We start from the raw sequence: 17,768 nt of genomic DNA, 5'->3' as shown, positions 1-17,768 counted from the left end.
AGAGCCTTTCTCCGGAAGGTCAATTGTGAACCGTGCATGAAGGTCCAGATTTGGCCGGTTGTGCCTTCAGCCCAACAACTCGGGCAGCCCGGCCAGAAACTCGTCCAGGCCGCAGATCCAGGTGGAGGCGGAACGCAGATCCTGCCCGCCGGCGGTGACCACCACCCGGGTGCCCGCGCCGATCCAGTCCGCGGCGAGACTCAGGCGGGCCACATCGCGGGGGTCGGCCTGGCTGCTCAGCTTGATCTCCACGGCCACAGGCGCGCCCGCCCCTTCCAGGATCAGGTCGATTTCGTACTGGTCGCTGCTGCGCAGGTAGGTGACCTGGTGGGGGATGCCCAAGCACTCCAGCAGACCTAGCGCCTGGTCGATCACGTGGCTCTCCCAACTGGCTCCCACGGCGGGGTGCTCCAGCAGCGTCTCGCCGTCCCGGATGCGCAGCAGGCTGTGCAGCAGGCCGCTGTCCCGCAGGTAGAGTTTGGGCCGCTTGACCAGCCGCTTGCCCGCGTTGCGGTGCCAGGCGGGCAGGCGCCGGGCCAGGAAGGCGCCCTCCAGCACGTCCACATGATGGTTGACCGTGTGGTAGCTGAGCCCCAGGGATTGACCCAGCCGCGAGGCGTTCCACTCCTGGCCGTGCACGGCGGCCAGCATGCGCAAGAGGCGCGCGGTCTGTTGCGGGCGGGTCCCCAGGCCCAGCTCCGGCAGGTCGCGCTGGGCCAGCAGGTCCAGGTAGTGCTCCTGCCACTCGGGAAAGTGGCCCGGATCCAGACAGCCGCCATCGGGAAAGCCCCCGCACAGCCAGTGCCGCTCCCGGGCCTCCGGCGGCAACTCGCCGCGCAGGAAGGGGCTGAGCGGCAGCACGGCCAACCGACCCGCCAGGGATTCCGCCACCTGGGTCATGAGCAGGGGGGAGACGGAGCCCAGCAGGAGAAAGCGGCCCCTTTGGTCCCGCCGCTGGTCGATGGCGGCCCGCAGGCGCGGAAACAACCCGGGCCAGGATTGGGCCTCATCCAGGACGATCAGGCGATCCCCACGGATCAGCCCGTCCCAGGCCAGATCCAGGCGCAGGCGCTCGGACTCCAGTTCCAAGTCGAAGATCTCTCCCCCGAGGGAGCGCGCCAAGGTGGTCTTGCCGCACTGACGCGGTCCCACCAAGGCGCAGGCCGGCCAGCGGGTCAGCAGGTCGTTGAGACGATGAAAGGCAAGACGGTCAATCATATCTGCAAATTAGAAGACAATTTCTGTTTTGCAACTTCACCTCCACCCCATGGCACGTGCCCTTCAACGACCGGTGCCCAGCAGGATGGTGCGCACCGTGAAGAGCAGGATCTTCAGATCCAGGCCCAGGGACATGTTCTCCAGGTAGAAGAGGTCGAGGCCCAGCTTGTCCTCCAGGCGGGTGAGGCTCTGGTCGTAGTGCTGGCGCACCTGGGCCCAGCCGGTGAGGCCGGGCCGCACGTTGTGGCGGCGGGCGTAGAGCGGCCAGCGGCGGATGTAGTCCTCCACCAGGGTCCGCTGCTCCGGGCGCGGCCCCACCAGCGACATCTGGCCGCGCAGCACGTTCCAGGCCTGGGGCCATTCGTCGATGCGGTAGCGGCGCAGCAGGCGGCCCACCGGGATGAGGCGCGGGTCGTCGGGCAGAAGGGGCGGGGGCGCCTCCTCCTCTTCCTGGCGGGCATGCTCGGCCGCATGCAGGGTGCGGAACTTGTAGAGGGTGAATTCGCGGCCGCCCCGCCCCACCCGGCGCTGGCGGAAGAGGGCGGGCGCCCCCGGCGACTGGCGGCGGATGAGGGGCGGCAGGAGAAGCAGGAGAGGCAGCCCGGCCACGAGCAGGAGCGCGCCAGCGGCCAGGTCCAGCCCGCGCTTGAGCAGGAACTGCCAAGGGGCCATCAAGTGGGGGAAGACCTGGATGACGGGCATGCCCCAGATGTCGAAGGCCTTGACGTTGCCCAGGACCAGGTCGTAGAGGTCGGGCACGATGAGGACGTCCGCCCCCTGGCGGGTGGCGCGCTGGATGACCTGGAGGAGCAGCTCGCGCTCAGGCTCGGTCACCACCACTTCCACCGCCTGGCGCTCGCGCACGAGGCGCTCCAGGTCCTCCAGGCCGCCGTCGGCCGGGGCCAGGACGGCTTCCTCCGGCCCGCCGGCGCCGAGACGGGCCACCACCCGGTAGCCCATCCCCGGATGGCGGGCGAACTGCTCCGTGAGCTGGAGGGCGCGCGGGCCGGACCCGACGATGATGGTCGGACGCAGCCCATGGCCGCGCTCCAACAGGCGCTTCTGCCCCGTGCGGAAGAGGACGCGGCCGGTGCCCGCCCCCGCCGCCAGCACCAGGCCGTAGCTGATCAGCAGCAGGCGCCCCGCGCCGAAGGCCCCGCGCCCCGGATCATAGGTGAGGACGAAGAGGATGAGCAGGCCCACCACGGTGGAGACCAGCACCTCCTGCACGGCGCGGAAGCGGCTGATGTGGTAGAGCTTGCGGTACTGGCCGCGCAGGGCGAAGATGATCAGCCAATAGACGCTGAGCACCAGGTAGACGGCCAGCGGTGGCTGGAAGGGTTCGGGCTCCAGGAAGAGGCCGGAGCGGAAGCGCAGCCACCAGGTGAGCCAGGTGGAGGCCCAGATGCTGGCGAAGTCCACCAGGAACAGGAAAACCCGCTCGAGGGAGATGCGGCGGATCCAGCTCATCTTGGGCCAGGGCGGAGGGGAGTTCGACCCGCGCTGGAGCTGGACCCTTGCGCCAGGATGCCGGTCGTGTACATTTCGCCCCGGATCATGCGCCGCGTCCCTTCACCCACCACCGGCATGCGGCGGAAGCCACGAACAACCGGCCTTGACTGGGTCGCGAAGCCCGGCAAAGGCCCCAGTTTGACAGACCGTCAGAACGAGCGCGCCACCAGCACCACCGTGAGCACCTGGGCGGCCACAGTGATGCCCTCCTTGAATTTCTGCCAGGCGGTCAGCTCCTCCCGGTACATGAGCATGAGCACGTCGCCGGGCCGGGGCTTGTAGCCGCGGCCCACCGGAATGAACTGGTCGGTGCCGGAGGGGCGGAGGCGCAGGTCCGTCAGGTTGGAGCCGCGCATCTTGCCGCCGGCGGCCTGCACGTAGCGACGCGCCGACCAGCCCTCCCGCCAGGCCATGGCGCCGGCCCGGTTGACGGCCCCGATCACCTCCACCTCGCGGCCCCGGCGCAGCACCTGGATCTCGTCGCCGTCCAGCACCTGGACGCGGGCGGGATCGAACCAGGCGCCGTCGTAGGTCAGGGAGACGCGTCCACCCTCATGGATGATGCGGCTCTTCAGGTAGTCGCGCTCGAAGCGGTTCAGCTCGGTCAGCTGCATCACTTCGCCGATGAAGCGCGTCTCCGGGTCATGGACGGGCTTGCGCAGGACGCGGAAGTGGGTGAGGTCGGCCGTGGCGGAATCCGGCCGCGCCAGGGCCAGCAGGTCGGCCAGGGTGGTGCGGCCCGCTTCCACGGGGTAGCTGCCCGGCCGGCGCACCTGGCCACCCACGCTGGCCTGCCAGACGGGATCCAGCTGGTTGCCGGCGCGCAGGTAAAGCCGGTCGAAGGGCTGCAGCTCCAGCGAGGCGAAGAGGCCGTCCCCCGGATGCAGGGTCCAGCGCGCCTGGATCCCGCCCCCGGCTCCGGCCCGCACCAGCTCGTAGTGGACATCTTCCAGGCCGGCCCGCGGCCCGCCCATGAGTTCGACCAGCCGCCGCGGCGTGTCGCCCGGACGGAACTCCTGCTCCCCCTCGCCGTGGCGGAAAGGCCCCCAGGCCCCGATGGTGGCGCCCCGCCGGCTCCAAATGACGCGGTCGCCCCCCTCGAGCATGGGGTCGTCCTCCCATGAACCGCTGCGCAGCACATGGAGGAGGTCGGCGCTGATCCGCGCCCCATCCCGTTGGATGACCACGTTGCGCCAGGCCAGGCTGTCCGCGGCCGGAAGGGGCCGCACCAGCCCGGGCAGGGTGGCGTCGGGATCGGCGACCGCCGGAGGCCGCACCGCCTCCGCCAGGGTGGCGCTCAACCGGCTCTGATAGTCCATTTCCAGCCAGCGCGTCTCCTGCCCCGCTCCCCCCACCTGCACGCGGATGCGGCGCGGCTGGGCGATCCAGAGATCCACCGAGTCGCAGGCGAAGACACGGACCAGGTCGCGGGAGACGCGGCGGCGCAGTTCGGCCAGGCTGAGTCCGGCGGCGGGCACCCGCCCCAGGCCGGGCAATTCCAGGCGCCCGTCGCTCTCCACCGGCCGCTCCTCGCGGGTCCGCTCCAGGTTGTAGGCGTAGAGGCCGAGCAGGTCGCCCGGGCCCAGGCGGTAGCTCTCGGGATCAATGGGGCGCTCCAGCACCCAGGAAGGGGCGGCGGGGGCGGGCGCCGCGGATGCGCTCCGGCCCAGTTTGCCCAGATCCTTCAGGTCGAGGGCGCCGGCCGTGGCGCAAAGGAGAAGTCCGGCCAGCACGAGGGCGGCCGGGCGGCCGAGCAGGGCTACGGTCATGGCGGGGCGATGCCTCCAACTGGGTCTGTCCTGGCTGATCAACCTGGCGCGTGCTCCACCCGCCGGCGCAGACGCTCCGTCCAGGCCTCGTGGTCGCGGTACCAGCGGATGGTGCGGCGCAGGCCCTCCGCGAAGTCCGTGCGCGGGCGCCAACCCAGCTCGCGCCCCAGGCGCGCGGCGTCCACGGCGTAGCGCAGGTCGTGGCCGGGGCGGTCCGCCACGAAGCGGATGAGCGACTCGGGGCGGTCCAGCTCCCGCAGGATCAGCTTGACGATGTCGATGTTGCGCCACTCGTTGGCGCCGCCGATGTTGTAGACGGCTCCCGCCGCGGCGCGGGTGAGGACGGTCCAGAGCGCCTCGACGTGGTCCTCCACGTAGAGCCAGTCCCGCACGTTGAGGCCCTGGCCGTACACAGGCAGCTCTTCGCCGCGGGTGGCCCGCCAGATCATGAGCGGGATGAGCTTCTCGGGGAACTGGTAGGGGCCGTAGTTGTTGCTGCAGCGGGTCAGCACCAGGTCCAGGCCGTAGGTGCGCCGCCAGGCCGCCACCAGATGGTCCCCCGCCGCCTTGCTGGCGCTGTAGGGGCTGGAGGGGGCGAGGGCCCGCTCCTCCGTGAAAAAGCCGCCCCCCCCGCCCAGGTCGCCGTAGACCTCGTCGGTGGAGACCTGCAGCAGTCGGCAGTTCCGGCCGGACCCCGCCACCGCCCGCACGGCGTCGAGCAGCACGCGCAGGCCCAGCACATTGGTGCGCAGGAAGACGTCGGGGTCGGCGATGCTGCGGTCCACATGGCTTTCCGCCGCGAAGTTGACCACGGCGTCCGTCCGGGCGACCAGGCGGTGGACCAGCGCCTCGTCCTGGATGTCCCCCTGGACGAAGTCATAGCGAGGATCCCCCTCCAGGTCGGCCAGGCTCTCGCGGCAGCCGGCGTAGGTGAGGGCGTCCAGGTTGAGCACGGTGACGTCCGGCTGGCGCTCCAGCAGCCAGCGGATGAAATTGGAGCCGATGAAGCCCGCCCCGCCCGTCACCAACAGTCTCATGTCCCGCCCTTGCAGCTCGTTTCTTGATGGCATTCCCGGCGCAAACCGGCTGGTCTGTCACGCCGGTCGTCGCCCGGGTGATTGCGGACCTCAGTCCTTCGCCCCGGATCAGGCCTTGGCCATGCGGCGGCTCTCCAAGGCCAGGGCGACGACGAGCACCACCAGGGCCGTGCCCGCCATCCAGGGCCAGGCCAGCAGATCCTGGAAGCGGCCGATGGCCAGGCTGATGCGGCCCATCACCGTGTAGCCGAAACTGGCGCCGAAGCTCATCATGAGGAAGGCGATGCCCACCTTCGACACGGCGCCCAGCGCCCCCGTGTGCTTTTTCGAAAAGAAGAAGTAGAAAACGCCGGCGCAGACGCCCAGCACCACGAGCAGGTTGGAGAGGATCTCCACCAGCATGCGCAGGCGCACCTGGCCGGCCGAGACCTCCACCCCATGGGCGGCCAGGTAGGCGGCGGGATCGGCCCGGAGAGCGGCGGACTGCTCGCGGGTGAAGGGCGTGGACAACTCCGGCGAGCTGTGCGTGGCGATGGTGCCCAGCAGCCAGGTCTGACGCAGGTCGCGCAGCTCCCGGCGCAGGCCGCGGCTCCAGAAGGCGAGGAAGTCCGTCTCGGCGGCGGCGCGGGCCTCGGCCGGCAGGTGGGCGAAAAGGTCGAGGCGGGCCTCCAGTTCGGCGCGCAGGCTGCCGGGGACGGGAGCGAGGCGCCGCAGGAGGTCGTCCAGTTGGGCCGCGTTCCAGTCGGCCAGGCGGTCGGGTCGGGGATTGACCTCGCTGAGCAGGGAGTCGGCCAGCCGCCGCGTCACGGGCAGGCTCCAGTCCCGCGCCGCGCCGCCCGTGAAGCCGCTCTCCTTCAGGACCTGCACCAATGGCGGGCGGTCCGGTGGAAAGGCGAGGGCCTCCGCCGCCACGGGGGGGGGCAGCTCCAGCCGGGGGGCGAAGCCCTCCACCAACGCCGCGCGGCCCAGGGGAAACTCCAGCCAGACACGGGTGGAGACCAGGGCCAGCCGCTCCTGCCAGGGCGCCAGCTCCTGCTCGAGCCGGGCCAGATCCTCCCGCCGCAGGACGAGCGTCTCCAGGCGGGCGGCCCGCGTGGAGTCTTCCAGGCCCGGCTCCTGCCCGGCGGCCACCAGCAGCGCCTCCTCCAGCGGACGGCCGCCCAGCTCCCGGCAGAGCAGCGCTTCGAAGTCGGTGTCGCGGGAGACCAGCTCGGCCTGGCGGACACGCATGGTCTTGAAGGCGTCGCGCACGCCGACCCCCGCCGCCGCAGGGTCGTCGACGGAGGCGAGCCGGTTGAGGCGGATCTCCAGCTCCCGTTGCCAGGCCGTGCCGGCGCGCACGGCGCCGGCCGAATCCAGCGGCGCCATCCAGCCGCTGATGGTCGCCACCTGGTGGGCGCGCCGGGCCTCCAGCTCGCCCAGGGGCAGCACGCCGCCCTCGGTCAGCGTGGTCGTGATCGTCTCCCGGCCCGTGAAGTCCTTCATGGTGGCTTCCAGCTGGGGGATGAGGGCGCCCTGGGCCGATTGGATGATCTGGATGCCGGCGAAGGCGCCGATCACATAGGCGAGCGGCCAGCGGCTGAGCCAGTGCAGCTTGCGGCTGATCTTGAAGAGCATGAGGATGCCCAGGGCCAGGAAGAGGTAGTAGATGAACTGGCCGTGGGCGAGGCGCTCCCACAGCCCGACATCGTAGGCCAGGTAGTCCTCGGGCAGCAGGCGGCCCTGGCGGAAGAGCAACTGCTTGACGGCGTCCACCGGCGGCAGCAGGCGGTCCACCAGGTTGGGGCGCAAGATCTGGAACCAGACCAGGGTGATGCCGTAGCCGGTGGAGGTGCCCACGAAGACGTGCTCGGCGAACTTGTAGTAGGGGTTGTCCTTGTAGAGGAAGCTGAAGATCATCAGCGTGGCGAAGCAGGTCAGGAAGGCGCCCAGGGCCTCCGCGGAGAAAAGCCAGTCCAGCATCAGTGCTTCCTCCCGCGCGTCGTGAAGTAGGCCACGTTGCCCAGCGCGATGAAAGCGATGATGAGCAGGTGGCCGAAGCTCTGGGCGTCCATGCCGCGGGTGGCCGTCCCCGGCACGCCCACCAGCAGCTCGTAGTCGGCGCTGCCCTTCATCCCGCCCGCCAGCCCGACGAGTTGGCCCGCCTCGTAGTAGGGGATGTTGTCCGGCGCCATCACCGCCGTGCAGGAGGCGACCATGCGCAGGCCGAAGCGGCCCTGGGCTGTCTCCACCCATTCCTTGGTGCCCGGGCTGCCGCCCGACACGTTGACGAAGAGGTCGCTGTCGCCCAGCTTGCGCATCCGCTGCATGATGGGGATCTGGGCGATGGGCGTGCCGTCGTAGCTCTTGGGGAAGGTGGCGTGGATGTTCTCCCCCATGCCCAGCATGGCCAGCTGGCGGCCATCCTTGTAGCCCAGGTTGACGTAGTCAATCTTGTCCTGCAGGCCCAGCGCCCGGATCTCCTCCACGGCCAGGGCCTGGGCGATGGCCTGGTTGACCAGGGGCGGCGCGCCGGGCCAGAGGCAGCTCACCACCACCTTCAGCTTGCGCCGGAACAGATGGTGGAAGAGCGCCTCGGTGAAGGGTTGCAATTCGGGCTTGGAGCCGGGATCGTAGTCGCAGGAGATGAGGACGAGGGAGCCTTCGTCGAGATCCTCGATCGCCTGGTAGAGGCGCTGCACGGCGGGATCCGGCCGGAAGGGGAGGCCGAAGGGCACGATGAGCGGCGTGAGGATGCACAGCGCCATCAGGAGGAAGATCCAGCGGCGGTCCAGGGCCAGGAAGCGCGTGAGCCAGCGGGTGAGGGTCTTCATCACTCGCCTCCCAGGTAGCTGCGCTCCAGGCCGAGGATGACCCGCAGGCCCGTCGAGATGGCCCCCAGGGCGGCACCGATCATGATGGCGCGCTTGCCCGCCAGGTTGGGGAAGTTCATGATCCAGTCGCTGATGGCGGGAAAGGCGCTCCAGATCTTCTCCCCCAGCGGGATGCGGCCCACCATCACCAGCGTGGCGCAGACGAGGAGCAGGGTGGCCTCCACGCTGCGGGCGCGGAAGGCGCGGAAGGCGGCGCTGGCGATGTAGAAGGCAAGCAGGCTGAACATGGTGGCCTGGAGGGGCACGTAGAGGTTGAGGTAGAGCCAGTTGAAGGGGCTCCCCTCGGCGATGCCGCGCCAGAAGCCCATGGACACCATGAGGACGAGGGCGGTCAGGAGGGCGATCTTGGGCACCACGTCAATGCCGCGGCGGATGCGCGTCACATTGACCGAGACGATGCTGTAGATGCCCAGCACATAGGTGAAGGCCATGATCACGATGCCGCCGTTGGTGATCACTTCCTTGACCTGGCCCACCCGCGGAATTCCTGTCAGGAAGTTCTCCAGGATCATCCAGGTGCCCAGGAGGAAGGCGATGAGCAGGGGGATCTCTTTTTTCATGCGTGGCGGGGTTTCCCTTGTTGCCCGATGGTGACGCGGCCCATCCTACTGGATCAGGAAGAAATCGCGGAAGCGGCCCGCCCCCTCCAGCCAACCCAGGGAGTCCAGGGTGACGAGCAGGGAGCCGAGCAGGATGACGGTGATGCAGATGATCTTGTACCAATCCGTCGCCTTGAGGTTGGAGAGCAGCTTGGGGTCGCGGCTGAGGTAGGCCGAGGCGGCGAAGAGCTCCTCCCCGATCAGCACGTAGTCGCAGGCGGCGATGAAGAAGGGCAGCTGGGTGACCTCGGCCGTGCCCGCCACCTGGATCGCCTTCGCCTCGAAGCCCGTCTCCGAGAGGATGAGGGATTCCGCGAAGAAACGGCCCAGCATCAGGTTGGCGGCCGGGCGTTCGCGCAGCATGATGCCGTTGACGCCGGCGGTGAAGGCGAACTGCTCGTCGGAGATGAAGCTGATGTTGCCGGGCTTGTGGTCTTCGGGGACGCCGGCGTTGTAGAATCCCTGGCGCACCATCTCCTCGGCCACGCTCATGACGAAGGGAATGCGGCAGGGGACGAAGATCTCGGTCTTGTAGCGGGCCGCCGTCTCGGACACCTTGCCCAGGATGAGCATGGAGGCGATCGTCTGGATGTCCTGCATGTCCTCGATGCCGGGCACGTAGAGGATGGGACGGCCCATCTCCGTGCAGCGGCCCACCGCCTCCTCGATGGCGTCGATGCCGGCGATGCGGCGGATGAAGAGGCCCCCCGGATCCTTCTTGATGCGCTGGTAGAAATAGGCGAGCAGGACCACCATGAGGAGGACGGCCAAAAAGACGGTGATCTGCCCCGCGCTCAGGTTGAGCGTCCCCAGGGCGACCTGGGCTGGTGCAAACGGCATGGAACCCCCGAACCGAGTGTGGCTGGCGGACAGTGTCGGGCGCGGCCAAAGTGTAGCGAACCACCGGGGGAGCGGAAAGCCGGCAGGGGTCAGCGCTCGGGGAGGAGGACCACCCGCCGCCGATCGTAGCGTTCGCCCAGCCAGGCCTCCAGACGGTTGCGCGTATCCCGTCGCAGGGTCTTCTTGCCCCGGGCCAGCACGAGCAGGACGGTATCCCCCACCGCCTCGCCGTGCAGGATGGCCGGGGCGGCGGCGATCTCGCCCAGGTCGGGGAAGACGGCCCGCGCCTCCCGGGCCAGCTTGTCCAGCCGCTCCTCGTCCAGATGCCAGAATTGAAGCCGGGCCTCCAGCAGGCGGGCGCGCTGCCCCAGGTCCCCCAGCTCCGACTCGCGGCGCCGGTAGAGGTCCTCCAGCAGGTCGGCCCGCCGGCCATCGGCCTCGGCCCAGGAACCCGGCTGGTCCTGGTGCAGCACCAGCTCCACGTCCTGCAGGCGGTAATCCGCCCGCCTGGCCTGCAACATGGCCACCACCTCGTCTTCCAGGGGCGTCCCGATCAAGTACAAGTCCAGGCGGGTGGGCCGGGTCGAGCGATCCAGCTCCCAGGAGAGCACGCGTGCCTCGGCGAAGCGGAACTCCTTTCTGAGGAAGTTCTGCAGGTTCTGCTCGAGGACGGATTGGCGGACCATGCCCCAGGCCAGGTAGAGGCTGGGACCCACCGTGATCACCACCACCATGAGGATGACGCGCCGCACGCGGGCGAGCAAGGCGGGATCGCTGAAGGAGACGTGGCTGAAGCGGAGCACGCGCACCACGGCCAGGGTGCCCAGGCTGATGAAAACCGTGTTGATAAGGAAGAGGTAGAGGGCGCCGGCCAGATAGGTCCACTGGGCGGTGGCCAGGCAGTAACCGGAGGTGCAGAGGGGCGGCATCAACGCGGTGGCGATGGCCACCCCGGGCAGCACGTTGCCCCGTTCCCGGCTGGCCGCGGCGACGATGCCGGCCATGCCGCCGAAGAGGGCGATGAGCACGTCCCAGATGGTGGGCGTGGTGCGGGCCAGCAGCTCGGAGCGGGCCTGGGAAATGGGGCTGAGCAGGAAGTAGAGGGTGGCCGTGCCCAGGCTGACCACCACCATCACAGTGAAATTCTTGATGGACTTCTTGTAAAGGGTCCAGTCGAGGATGCCCACGGCCAGGCCGACCCCCATGATGGGACCCATCAGGGGCGAGATAAGCATGGCGCCGATGATGACCGCCGTGGAGTTCATGTTGAGCCCGACGGAGGCGATCATGATGGCGCAGACCAGCACCCACACGTTGAGGCCGCGGAACTCGACGCCCTTGCGGATGGCGGCCCCCACCTCCTCCTCGGGCAGGCGGTCCTCCCCTAGGTGGAAGCGGTCTTCGATGAACGCGCGCAGGGTGCGCAGCAGATCAGCACTGTTCATCCGGCCTCCACTTGCATGGCGCACTGTGGTCATGAGCGGCGGGCAAGACAAGGCCCCGCGTCGGCGAGGCCCTGCAGCGGAGGAGGTGGGATTCGAACCCACGGTGCGCAACGAGGCGCACAACGGATTTCGAGTCCGTCCCGTTCAACCACTCCGGCACTCCTCCGTCGGGGGCCAAGGTAGCACAGGGGCGAGCGCCGGACCAAGCGGGGGAATCCCCCAGGTCCGACATGCCAGACCATGTCATCCAAGCGTCGTGTTCATCCCAACGAAAATTGGGATCCCGTCCATCCCTTCGGCAACGTCTTGCGGCGCCAGCGGCGCGCCACCTTCCCACCTTTCTTCCAGCGAGAAGAAAGGTGGGCCAAAGAAGCGCTCTCCAAGACACTCCGGGCCCTAACTAGCCCGCCTCACGGCGGGCGTCGGACAGAGGGCCGCATCAGGTGAATCGACAACCCATGTTCTCGGTTCAGGCCGTGGCCAACCGCCGGTTGGCCCTCGGCCTTCACCTCACGTGGCCATGTCTCTCGCCCGGCGAAGATGCACCTGGCAAGTTCAGTCCCTGTTTTCGGCCTCGTCGCGTGCGCCACGCCGGGACGTCGCGCGCAGCGCGGCGTCGGAGCGTATGCGCGCGCAGAGGCCGAAGAGATGGTGAGCAGGAAAAGCTGATACGCGCGACCCCGCGCGTGTCACAAACAACGGCGGTCAGGGTCTGCGAGCCTTTTCTTTGCCCCGCTTTCCTTTCGCGAAAAGAAAGCGGGAAGCGGCGGCGCTTGCGCCGCAAGGCCTTGTCAGACGAGGGCCCTGGCACCTGTTGCGGACATCATGTCAATCGGTTCTGGCCGACCCAGCTCCATCAGCCAAACGACACCGCTGTGCCGCTCACGCTCACCATCAGCATGCTGCCGTTGGCGCCCACCACCTCGTAGTCCAGGTCGACGCCCACCACCGCCTCGGCACCCGAGGTTGGCGCCCACGATCGCCTCGCCGGCGATGACGCCCAGGTAGCGGGCGATGGGCCGGCCCTCGATGGTGGGGGTGGTGGTGATGATCATGGGAATCTCCTGGTTGCAGGTAGCGGCGTGGCGCCTGTGATGCGGAGCCGCCCGTTGACTTGATGGAAAGAAGGGTCCGTGCGACTGTGGCGAACAGTCATGCATTCACGTCGGTCGCAGGGAAGTCCCCCCGTCCCGCCCGCCCCCTGCTTCTCAGCTCGCGGAAGAAATCCCTGAGCAGGGCGCCGCACTCCGCCTCGCGCACGCCGCCCACCAGCTCGACGCGATGGTTCAACTCGGGCCGGCGCACCACGTCCAGCACGCTGCCGCAGGCGCCCGCCTTGGGGTCCCAGGCACCGAAGACCAGCAGCGGCAGGCGCGCCAGGACGATGGCCCCGCCGCACATGGTGCAAGGCTCCAGTGTGACATAGAGGGTGCAGGCCTCCAGGCGCCAGGAACCGATGGCGTTGGCCGCCGCGGTGATGGCCAGGATCTCGGCGTGGGCGGTGGGATCCTGCAGGCCCTCGGTCTGGTTGTGGCCGCGGCCGATGACATGCCCCTCCCGCACCACCACGGCGCCCACCGGCACCTCGCCGGCTTCAGCGGCCTTGCGTGCCTCGCGCAGGGCCAGGTCCATGAAGAGCTCGTGGGGATTCATCGCGGCCGGCGGCGCTCCTCGGCCAGTTCCGCCCGGTGCAGCCAGCCGCCCCGGCCGTCGGCGGTCCGCACCTGGACGAAGCCCTGGCTGTTCTCGGCGGCCAGCACGGTCAGCAGTTGCCGCCCCGGGTACAGCTCATGCTCGCCCAGGAGGTCCGGACCCTGGAAGAGCAGGGGCGCCTGCAGGGTGAGGGTATCCCCCTTGGCCAGTGGACGGGCCGCCAGGGGAGTCGCCAGGATCTTGGGGCGCGGCGCGGCGGCGCTGGGCAGGCCGGCCAGGTCGCGTAGCTCCAGCTCGCTGCGGTAGACCCAGGCGCTTGGACCGGGCAGGCCCGCGACTCTCTCCTCCAGGCGCAGTTGATAGAAGTTGCCGCGCGCATCCAAGAGGGTGGCGGGCAGATCCTGGCCCACCATGACGAAGGAATCCGCCAGGGAGGGCGACAGGAAGAGGCGGGTGGCCAGCAGGGTGAAGTGGTCCCCCGCCTCGAGGGGACGGGGCGAGCCCACCGGCCGGTGGTCCGGCAGCGGCGGGACCGCCGCGCCGATCGCGGCCAGCAGCAGGAGCAGTAGGGCCAATCGCCCGGGGCTGAGCAGGATGGACATGGTTGTCGCCTCGCTTGTTGCGCTCAATGTAGGGGGGGGCTTGCCACGCCACAAGGGCAGGCGGCGTTCAGCCCAGCACCCAGGCCAGGTAGAGGGCGACCAGGCGCTCCCCCCACAGGAAGGCGACCCAGCTGCCCAGCGCCAGCCAGGGGCCGAAGGGCATTTCCTGGTGGCGCGAGCGGCGCAGGGCCAGCCCGGCCAGCGAGCCGCCCAGCGCGGCGAGGAAGATGGCGAGCAGGGCGTTCTGCCAGCCCAGGAGGAGGCCCATGGCGGCCATCAGCTTGATGTCGCCGGCCCCCATGCTTTCCCGCTTGAAGAGCCACCAGCCGATCCAGGCGAAGATCCAGAGCACGCCCCCGCCCGCGAGGGAACCCAGCAGGGCGTCGAGGATCCCCGGCAGCCCGCTCGCCGGACCGGCCAGGCCGCCCAGCCGCAGCGCCATGCCCAGCAGGCCGCAGACGGCCAGGGCGGCGGTGAGGGGGTTGGGCAGGCGCAGGGTGCGCAGATCAATCACGGCCAAGGCCACCAGCAGGGAGGAGGCCGGCAGCCAGGCCAGCCAGGCCCACCCCAGCGGCAGGACGGCCGCTCCGCTCAGCGCCACCGCCGCCGTGCCCGCCTCCACCAGCGGATAGCGCCAGGGGATGCGCCAGCCGCAGCCCGCGCAGCGGCCGCGCAGGAGCAGCCAGCTGAGCAGGGGCAGGTTCTCCCAGGGACGGATCCGTCTGGCGCAGGAAGGGCAGGAGGAGGGTGGACGCCAGATCGACCGGCCTTCCGGCAGACGATGGATGAGCACGTTGTTGAGGCTGCCCAGGGCCAATCCCAGCAGGAGGGCCAGCCACCCCGGTGTCCAGGCGATGATGAGGTTCATGTCCGTGCGCGTGCTCCGGTGTCGGCGCCCGGTGTCAAGCATCCAGCAGCCCGGCACCGGCGCAAGAAAAAGGGCCGGGGCTTGCGCGCCCCGGCCCCCGGCAGATCCCATGCGAACGCCTTAGTAGCCCAGCTGCTGCACAGCCTGGCCGAACTCGAAGACCGGCAGGTAGATGACCACCACGATGGTGGCGATCACCACGCCGATGCCGATGATCATCATCGGCTCGATCAGGCTGGTGAGGCGGGCGATGACCGATTCCACCTGTTTCTGGTAGAACTCCGCCGCCTTCTTGAGCAGGGTGTCCAGCTCGCCGGTCTCCTCGCCCGTCTGGGTCAGCTGCACCAGGGTGGGCGGAAAGATGCCGGTCTTGATCATGGCGTTGGAGAGGGAGTAACCCTCCTTCAGCATTTCCTGCAGGTCGCCCACGCCGCGGGAGATGACCGAGTTGCCCACCACGCTCTGCACCAGCTTGAGGGCTTCGGTGACGGTGACGCCGCTGCCGAAGAGGATGCCCAGGGTCTTGGCGTACTTGTTCATCACACTGTCGTGGATGAGGCCGCCGAAGACGGGCATCTTGAGCAGCAGCTGGTCCAGCACCAGCTCGCCGCGGTCGGTCAAGGTCAGCACCCACAGCCAGAAGACGGAGAAGACCAGGATGAAGACCGAGATGAAGAAGTTCTCGGCGATCAACTCGGAAAGGGTCACCATGGCGCGGGTGGGGGCCGGCAGGGTGGCGCCCAGCTGGGTGTAGATGTCCGTGAACTGCGGAATGATCTTCCACAGCAGGATGAACACGACAAAGAAGAGGAAGAGGATCATGAAGATGGGGTAGTACATGGCGCCCTTCACTTCCTGGCGCGTGTCCTCCACTGTCTCCAGGTAGTCGGCCATGTCCGTCAGCACCGTGTGCAGGGAGCCCGAGACCTCGCCCGCCTTCACCAACGCGATGTAGAGGTTGCTGAAGTGATAGGGATAGTGGGCCATGGCGTCGGAGAGCTGCAGACCCTTCTTGATCTCGGCGTGGACGCCCATCAGGGTCCGCTTGAACTTCTTGTTGCGCTCCTCCCGCGCCAGGTTGCCGATGGCCTTCTCCAGCGTCAGGCCGGCGGAGAACATGGTCGACAACTGCCGCGTGAAGAAGACCATGGTCTTCAAGGGCACATGGTTCTTCACCGTTTCGAGGGCCATGTTGATCTTGTCCAGCACCGTCAGGCGCTGCACCTGATCGCCCTTGGCCTCCTTCAGCGAGATGAGGGTGCCCTGGTTCTTCACCATCTCCAGGGCGGCGTCGAAGGTGTTGGCCGTGATCGTCGCCTCCACGCGGTGGCCGGCGGCGTTGCGGATCACATAGTTGAATTTGGGCATGGGCTGTTCCTACGCCTGATCGTGTTGACGCGGCAGTCCGCCTTCCCTCGGGATCGGGATCGCGATCGGGATCGGAATCGGATGGTGAATCCAAGGTCCGACCGAGGGCGTTCCTGTCGCACGGGTTGGTGGTTCCTTCTCGATTCCGAGTCCTCGGGGATCGTGACAGGAAGATGGTCCCGATAGCGATCCCGATAGCGATCCCGATAGCGATAGCGATCCCGGTGACGATGGGAAGCGGGACGCCTGACCTTCAGCTAGAAATCTTCCACCGTGGCGCGCTTGACTTCCGACAAGGTCGTGATGCCTTCCATCGCCCGGCGCAGGCCGGCGTTGCGCAATGACACCATCCCATGCTGGTTGATGGCCATCTCGCGGATCTGCTCCTGGCTGGCGCCGTCGTAGATCAGCTTGCGCACGTCCTGGCGCACCTCGAGAATCTCGAAGATGCCCGTCCGGCCGCGGTAGCCGGAGTTGCGGCAATGGGGGCAGCCCTTGCCGGTGAAGACCGGCTTGCCCGTGTACTTGTCCGGATTCTCGTGGATGGCCAGCCAGTCCTCCGGGGTGGAGACCCGCTCCTCCTTGCAGTGGACGCAGATCTTGCGCACGAGGCGCTGGGCCATCACCAGGTTGAGGCAGCTGCCCACCAGGAAGGGCGGCACCCCCAGGTCGATGTAGCGCGTGATGGTGGAGGGGGCGTCGTTGGCGTGCAGGGTCGAGAAGACCAGGTGGCCGGTCAGGGCGAACTTGATGGCGATGTCCGCCGTCTCGTGGTCGCGGATTTCGCCGATGAGCAGGGTGTCCGGGTCCTGGCGCAGGATGGAGCGCAGGGCGGCGGCGAAGGTGAGGCCGATCTTCTCCCGCACCTGCACCTGGCTGATCCCTTCCACTTGGTACTCCACCGGGTCTTCCACCGTCGTGATGTTGCTCGTGATGGAGCGCACCTCGCTCAAGGCGGCGTAAAGGGTGGTGGACTTGCCCGAGCCGGTGGGGCCGGAGATGATCACCATGCCGTAGGGCTGGGTGATCCAGTGGTTGAACTTGGCGTGGTCGTCGTCATTGAAGCCCAGGTTGCGCAGGCTGAACATGAAACCCGACTTGTCCAGCAGGCGCAGCACCACCTTCTCCCCGAAGACGGTGGGCAGCACGCTGACGCGCACGTCCACCAGGCGGTCCTGGGTCTTGATGGAGAGGCGGCCGTCCTGGGTGAGGCGACGCTCGGCGATGTTGAGCTTGGAGATGATCTTGATGCGGCTGACGATGCCGGCGTGGCTGCTGATGGGGATGCTCATCGCCTCCATCAGGATGCCGTCGATGCGGTAGCGGATGCGCAGGTGGTTCTCCTGCGGCTCCACGTGGATGTCGGTGGCGCGCTCCTGGATGGCCTGGGTGAACATCTGGTTGACGATGCGCACCACCGGGCTGTCCGCCACCTCCTTCTCCACCTCGATGCCCAGGTCCTTGTCGTCGGCATCGGGGTCGGCCACGAACTCCATCTTGGCGATGGTGTCGTGGATCTCGGTGGAGCGGCGGATCTTGGTGTAGAGCCGATCCACCGCCTCGTCGATGGTGCGCTCGCCGCCCAGCCGTGCCTGGATGGGCATGGAGACGGAGCGCTTGAGGCCGTCCAGCACGGAGAGGTCGTCGGTGTCGGCCATGGCCACCACCAGCACGCCGTGCTCGATGACGATGGGGACGATGCGGTTGGCCTTGGCGAAGTCCTCGCCAACCTTGGTGAGGGCGTCGTCGTCGGCCAGCAGGATGCGCTCGCTGCTGACGAAATCCACGCCCAATTGCTCGGCCAGGCCCTCGACCAGCTGGTCCTCGGTGATCATGTTGAGGTCCAACATGACCTGGCCCAGCTTTTTGCCCATGTAGTTCTGGCTGATCGCCTGCCTGACTTGTTCCTGATTGATGAAGCCCTTGCGGACCAGAATCTCGCCGATCTTCTCAAACATGCTCTTCTTCCAAATTCCCCTGAGCG

Annotated in this window: 14 protein-coding genes, 1 tRNA gene and 1 pseudogene; all 16 read right to left on the bottom strand. The window is 68.3% G+C overall.

All coding sequences use genetic code 11. The annotated features are described in order from the left end of the window. Positions 1-66 precede the first annotated feature (66 nt). Positions 67-1,218, bottom strand: a complete 1,152-nt coding sequence (locus Q8O14_10970) for an ATP-binding protein (protein ID MDP2361253.1) — start codon at positions 1,216-1,218, stop codon at positions 67-69. 63 nt (positions 1,219-1,281) lie between these two features. Further along, complete coding sequence (locus Q8O14_10965; protein ID MDP2361252.1) at positions 1,282-2,688, bottom strand: exopolysaccharide biosynthesis polyprenyl glycosylphosphotransferase; 1,407 nt, start codon at positions 2,686-2,688, stop codon at positions 1,282-1,284. A gap of 191 nt (positions 2,689-2,879) precedes the next feature. Beyond that, positions 2,880-4,499, bottom strand: coding sequence for a polysaccharide biosynthesis/export family protein (locus Q8O14_10960; GenBank protein MDP2361251.1), 1,620 nt, complete (start codon positions 4,497-4,499; stop codon positions 2,880-2,882). 38 nt (positions 4,500-4,537) lie between these two features. Further along, the gene (gene rfbB, locus Q8O14_10955; GenBank protein ID MDP2361250.1) at positions 4,538-5,536 is read right to left on the bottom strand and encodes a dTDP-glucose 4,6-dehydratase; all 999 of its coding nucleotides are present in this window, start codon (positions 5,534-5,536) and stop codon (positions 4,538-4,540) included. A gap of 108 nt (positions 5,537-5,644) precedes the next feature. Then, the gene (locus Q8O14_10950; protein MDP2361249.1) at positions 5,645-7,498 is read right to left on the bottom strand and encodes a hypothetical protein; all 1,854 of its coding nucleotides are present in this window, start codon (positions 7,496-7,498) and stop codon (positions 5,645-5,647) included. Beyond that, positions 7,498-8,349 carry a hypothetical protein gene (locus tag Q8O14_10945; GenBank protein MDP2361248.1) on the bottom strand — a complete coding sequence of 284 codons (852 nt, stop codon included), beginning with the start codon at positions 8,347-8,349 and terminating at the stop codon, positions 7,498-7,500. The genes Q8O14_10950 and Q8O14_10945 overlap by 1 nt, the downstream gene beginning before the upstream one ends. Continuing rightward, positions 8,349-8,969 (bottom strand): hypothetical protein, encoded by a 621-nt coding sequence (locus Q8O14_10940; protein MDP2361247.1) that lies wholly within the window; start codon positions 8,967-8,969, stop codon positions 8,349-8,351. The genes Q8O14_10945 and Q8O14_10940 overlap by 1 nt, the downstream gene beginning before the upstream one ends. Positions 8,970-9,014: 45 nt before the next feature. Beyond that, positions 9,015-9,848, bottom strand: a complete 834-nt coding sequence (locus Q8O14_10935) for a hypothetical protein (protein MDP2361246.1) — start codon at positions 9,846-9,848, stop codon at positions 9,015-9,017. An 89-nt stretch (positions 9,849-9,937) separates the two neighbouring features. Beyond that, positions 9,938-11,293 (bottom strand): TIGR00341 family protein, encoded by a 1,356-nt coding sequence (locus tag Q8O14_10930; protein ID MDP2361245.1) that lies wholly within the window; start codon positions 11,291-11,293, stop codon positions 9,938-9,940. 77 nt (positions 11,294-11,370) lie between these two features. Next, positions 11,371-11,459: transfer RNA gene (locus tag Q8O14_10925), tRNA-Ser, on the bottom strand. Between the two features lie 690 nt (positions 11,460-12,149). Beyond that, a pseudogene (locus Q8O14_10920) lies at positions 12,150-12,348 on the bottom strand (heavy metal-binding domain-containing protein). A gap of 97 nt (positions 12,349-12,445) precedes the next feature. Next, positions 12,446-12,946: a tRNA adenosine(34) deaminase TadA gene (gene tadA / locus Q8O14_10915; protein ID MDP2361244.1), complete on the bottom strand. Its 501-nt coding sequence runs from the start codon at positions 12,944-12,946 to the stop codon at positions 12,446-12,448. Continuing rightward, positions 12,943-13,548: a hypothetical protein gene (locus Q8O14_10910; protein ID MDP2361243.1), complete on the bottom strand. Its 606-nt coding sequence runs from the start codon at positions 13,546-13,548 to the stop codon at positions 12,943-12,945. The genes tadA and Q8O14_10910 overlap by 4 nt, the downstream gene beginning before the upstream one ends. Positions 13,549-13,615: 67 nt before the next feature. Continuing rightward, positions 13,616-14,416: an A24 family peptidase gene (locus tag Q8O14_10905; protein MDP2361242.1), complete on the bottom strand. Its 801-nt coding sequence runs from the start codon at positions 14,414-14,416 to the stop codon at positions 13,616-13,618. Positions 14,417-14,536: 120 nt separating this feature from the next. Continuing rightward, the gene (locus tag Q8O14_10900) at positions 14,537-15,784 is read right to left on the bottom strand and encodes a type II secretion system F family protein (GenBank protein MDP2361241.1); all 1,248 of its coding nucleotides are present in this window, start codon (positions 15,782-15,784) and stop codon (positions 14,537-14,539) included. A gap of 257 nt (positions 15,785-16,041) precedes the next feature. Beyond that, positions 16,042-17,742, bottom strand: coding sequence for an ATPase, T2SS/T4P/T4SS family (locus Q8O14_10895; GenBank protein ID MDP2361240.1), 1,701 nt, complete (start codon positions 17,740-17,742; stop codon positions 16,042-16,044). Positions 17,743-17,768 lie beyond the last annotated feature (26 nt).

This window comes from bacterium (assembly GCA_030685015.1).
In the GTDB taxonomy this organism is placed as follows: domain Bacteria; phylum CAIWAD01; class CAIWAD01; order CAIWAD01; family CAIWAD01; genus CAIWAD01.
This window is presented reverse-complemented; position numbering and strand designations above follow the sequence as displayed.

Coding starts and splice junctions, on each gene's coding strand:
- Q8O14_10970 (MDP2361253.1), bottom strand. CDS start 1,218: ATGATTGACCGTCTTGCCTTTCATCGTCTCAACGACCTGCTGACCCGC.
- Q8O14_10965 (MDP2361252.1), bottom strand. CDS start 2,688: ATGAGCTGGATCCGCCGCATCTCCCTCGAGCGGGTTTTCCTGTTCCTG.
- Q8O14_10960 (MDP2361251.1), bottom strand. CDS start 4,499: ATGACCGTAGCCCTGCTCGGCCGCCCGGCCGCCCTCGTGCTGGCCGGA.
- rfbB (MDP2361250.1), bottom strand. CDS start 5,536: ATGAGACTGTTGGTGACGGGCGGGGCGGGCTTCATCGGCTCCAATTTC.
- Q8O14_10950 (MDP2361249.1), bottom strand. CDS start 7,498: ATGCTGGACTGGCTTTTCTCCGCGGAGGCCCTGGGCGCCTTCCTGACC.
- Q8O14_10945 (MDP2361248.1), bottom strand. CDS start 8,349: ATGAAGACCCTCACCCGCTGGCTCACGCGCTTCCTGGCCCTGGACCGC.
- Q8O14_10940 (MDP2361247.1), bottom strand. CDS start 8,969: ATGAAAAAAGAGATCCCCCTGCTCATCGCCTTCCTCCTGGGCACCTGG.
- Q8O14_10935 (MDP2361246.1), bottom strand. CDS start 9,848: ATGCCGTTTGCACCAGCCCAGGTCGCCCTGGGGACGCTCAACCTGAGC.
- Q8O14_10930 (MDP2361245.1), bottom strand. CDS start 11,293: ATGAACAGTGCTGATCTGCTGCGCACCCTGCGCGCGTTCATCGAAGAC.
- tadA (MDP2361244.1), bottom strand. CDS start 12,946: ATGAATCCCCACGAGCTCTTCATGGACCTGGCCCTGCGCGAGGCACGC.
- Q8O14_10910 (MDP2361243.1), bottom strand. CDS start 13,548: ATGTCCATCCTGCTCAGCCCCGGGCGATTGGCCCTACTGCTCCTGCTG.
- Q8O14_10905 (MDP2361242.1), bottom strand. CDS start 14,416: ATGAACCTCATCATCGCCTGGACACCGGGGTGGCTGGCCCTCCTGCTG.
- Q8O14_10900 (MDP2361241.1), bottom strand. CDS start 15,784: ATGCCCAAATTCAACTATGTGATCCGCAACGCCGCCGGCCACCGCGTG.
- Q8O14_10895 (MDP2361240.1), bottom strand. CDS start 17,742: ATGTTTGAGAAGATCGGCGAGATTCTGGTCCGCAAGGGCTTCATCAAT.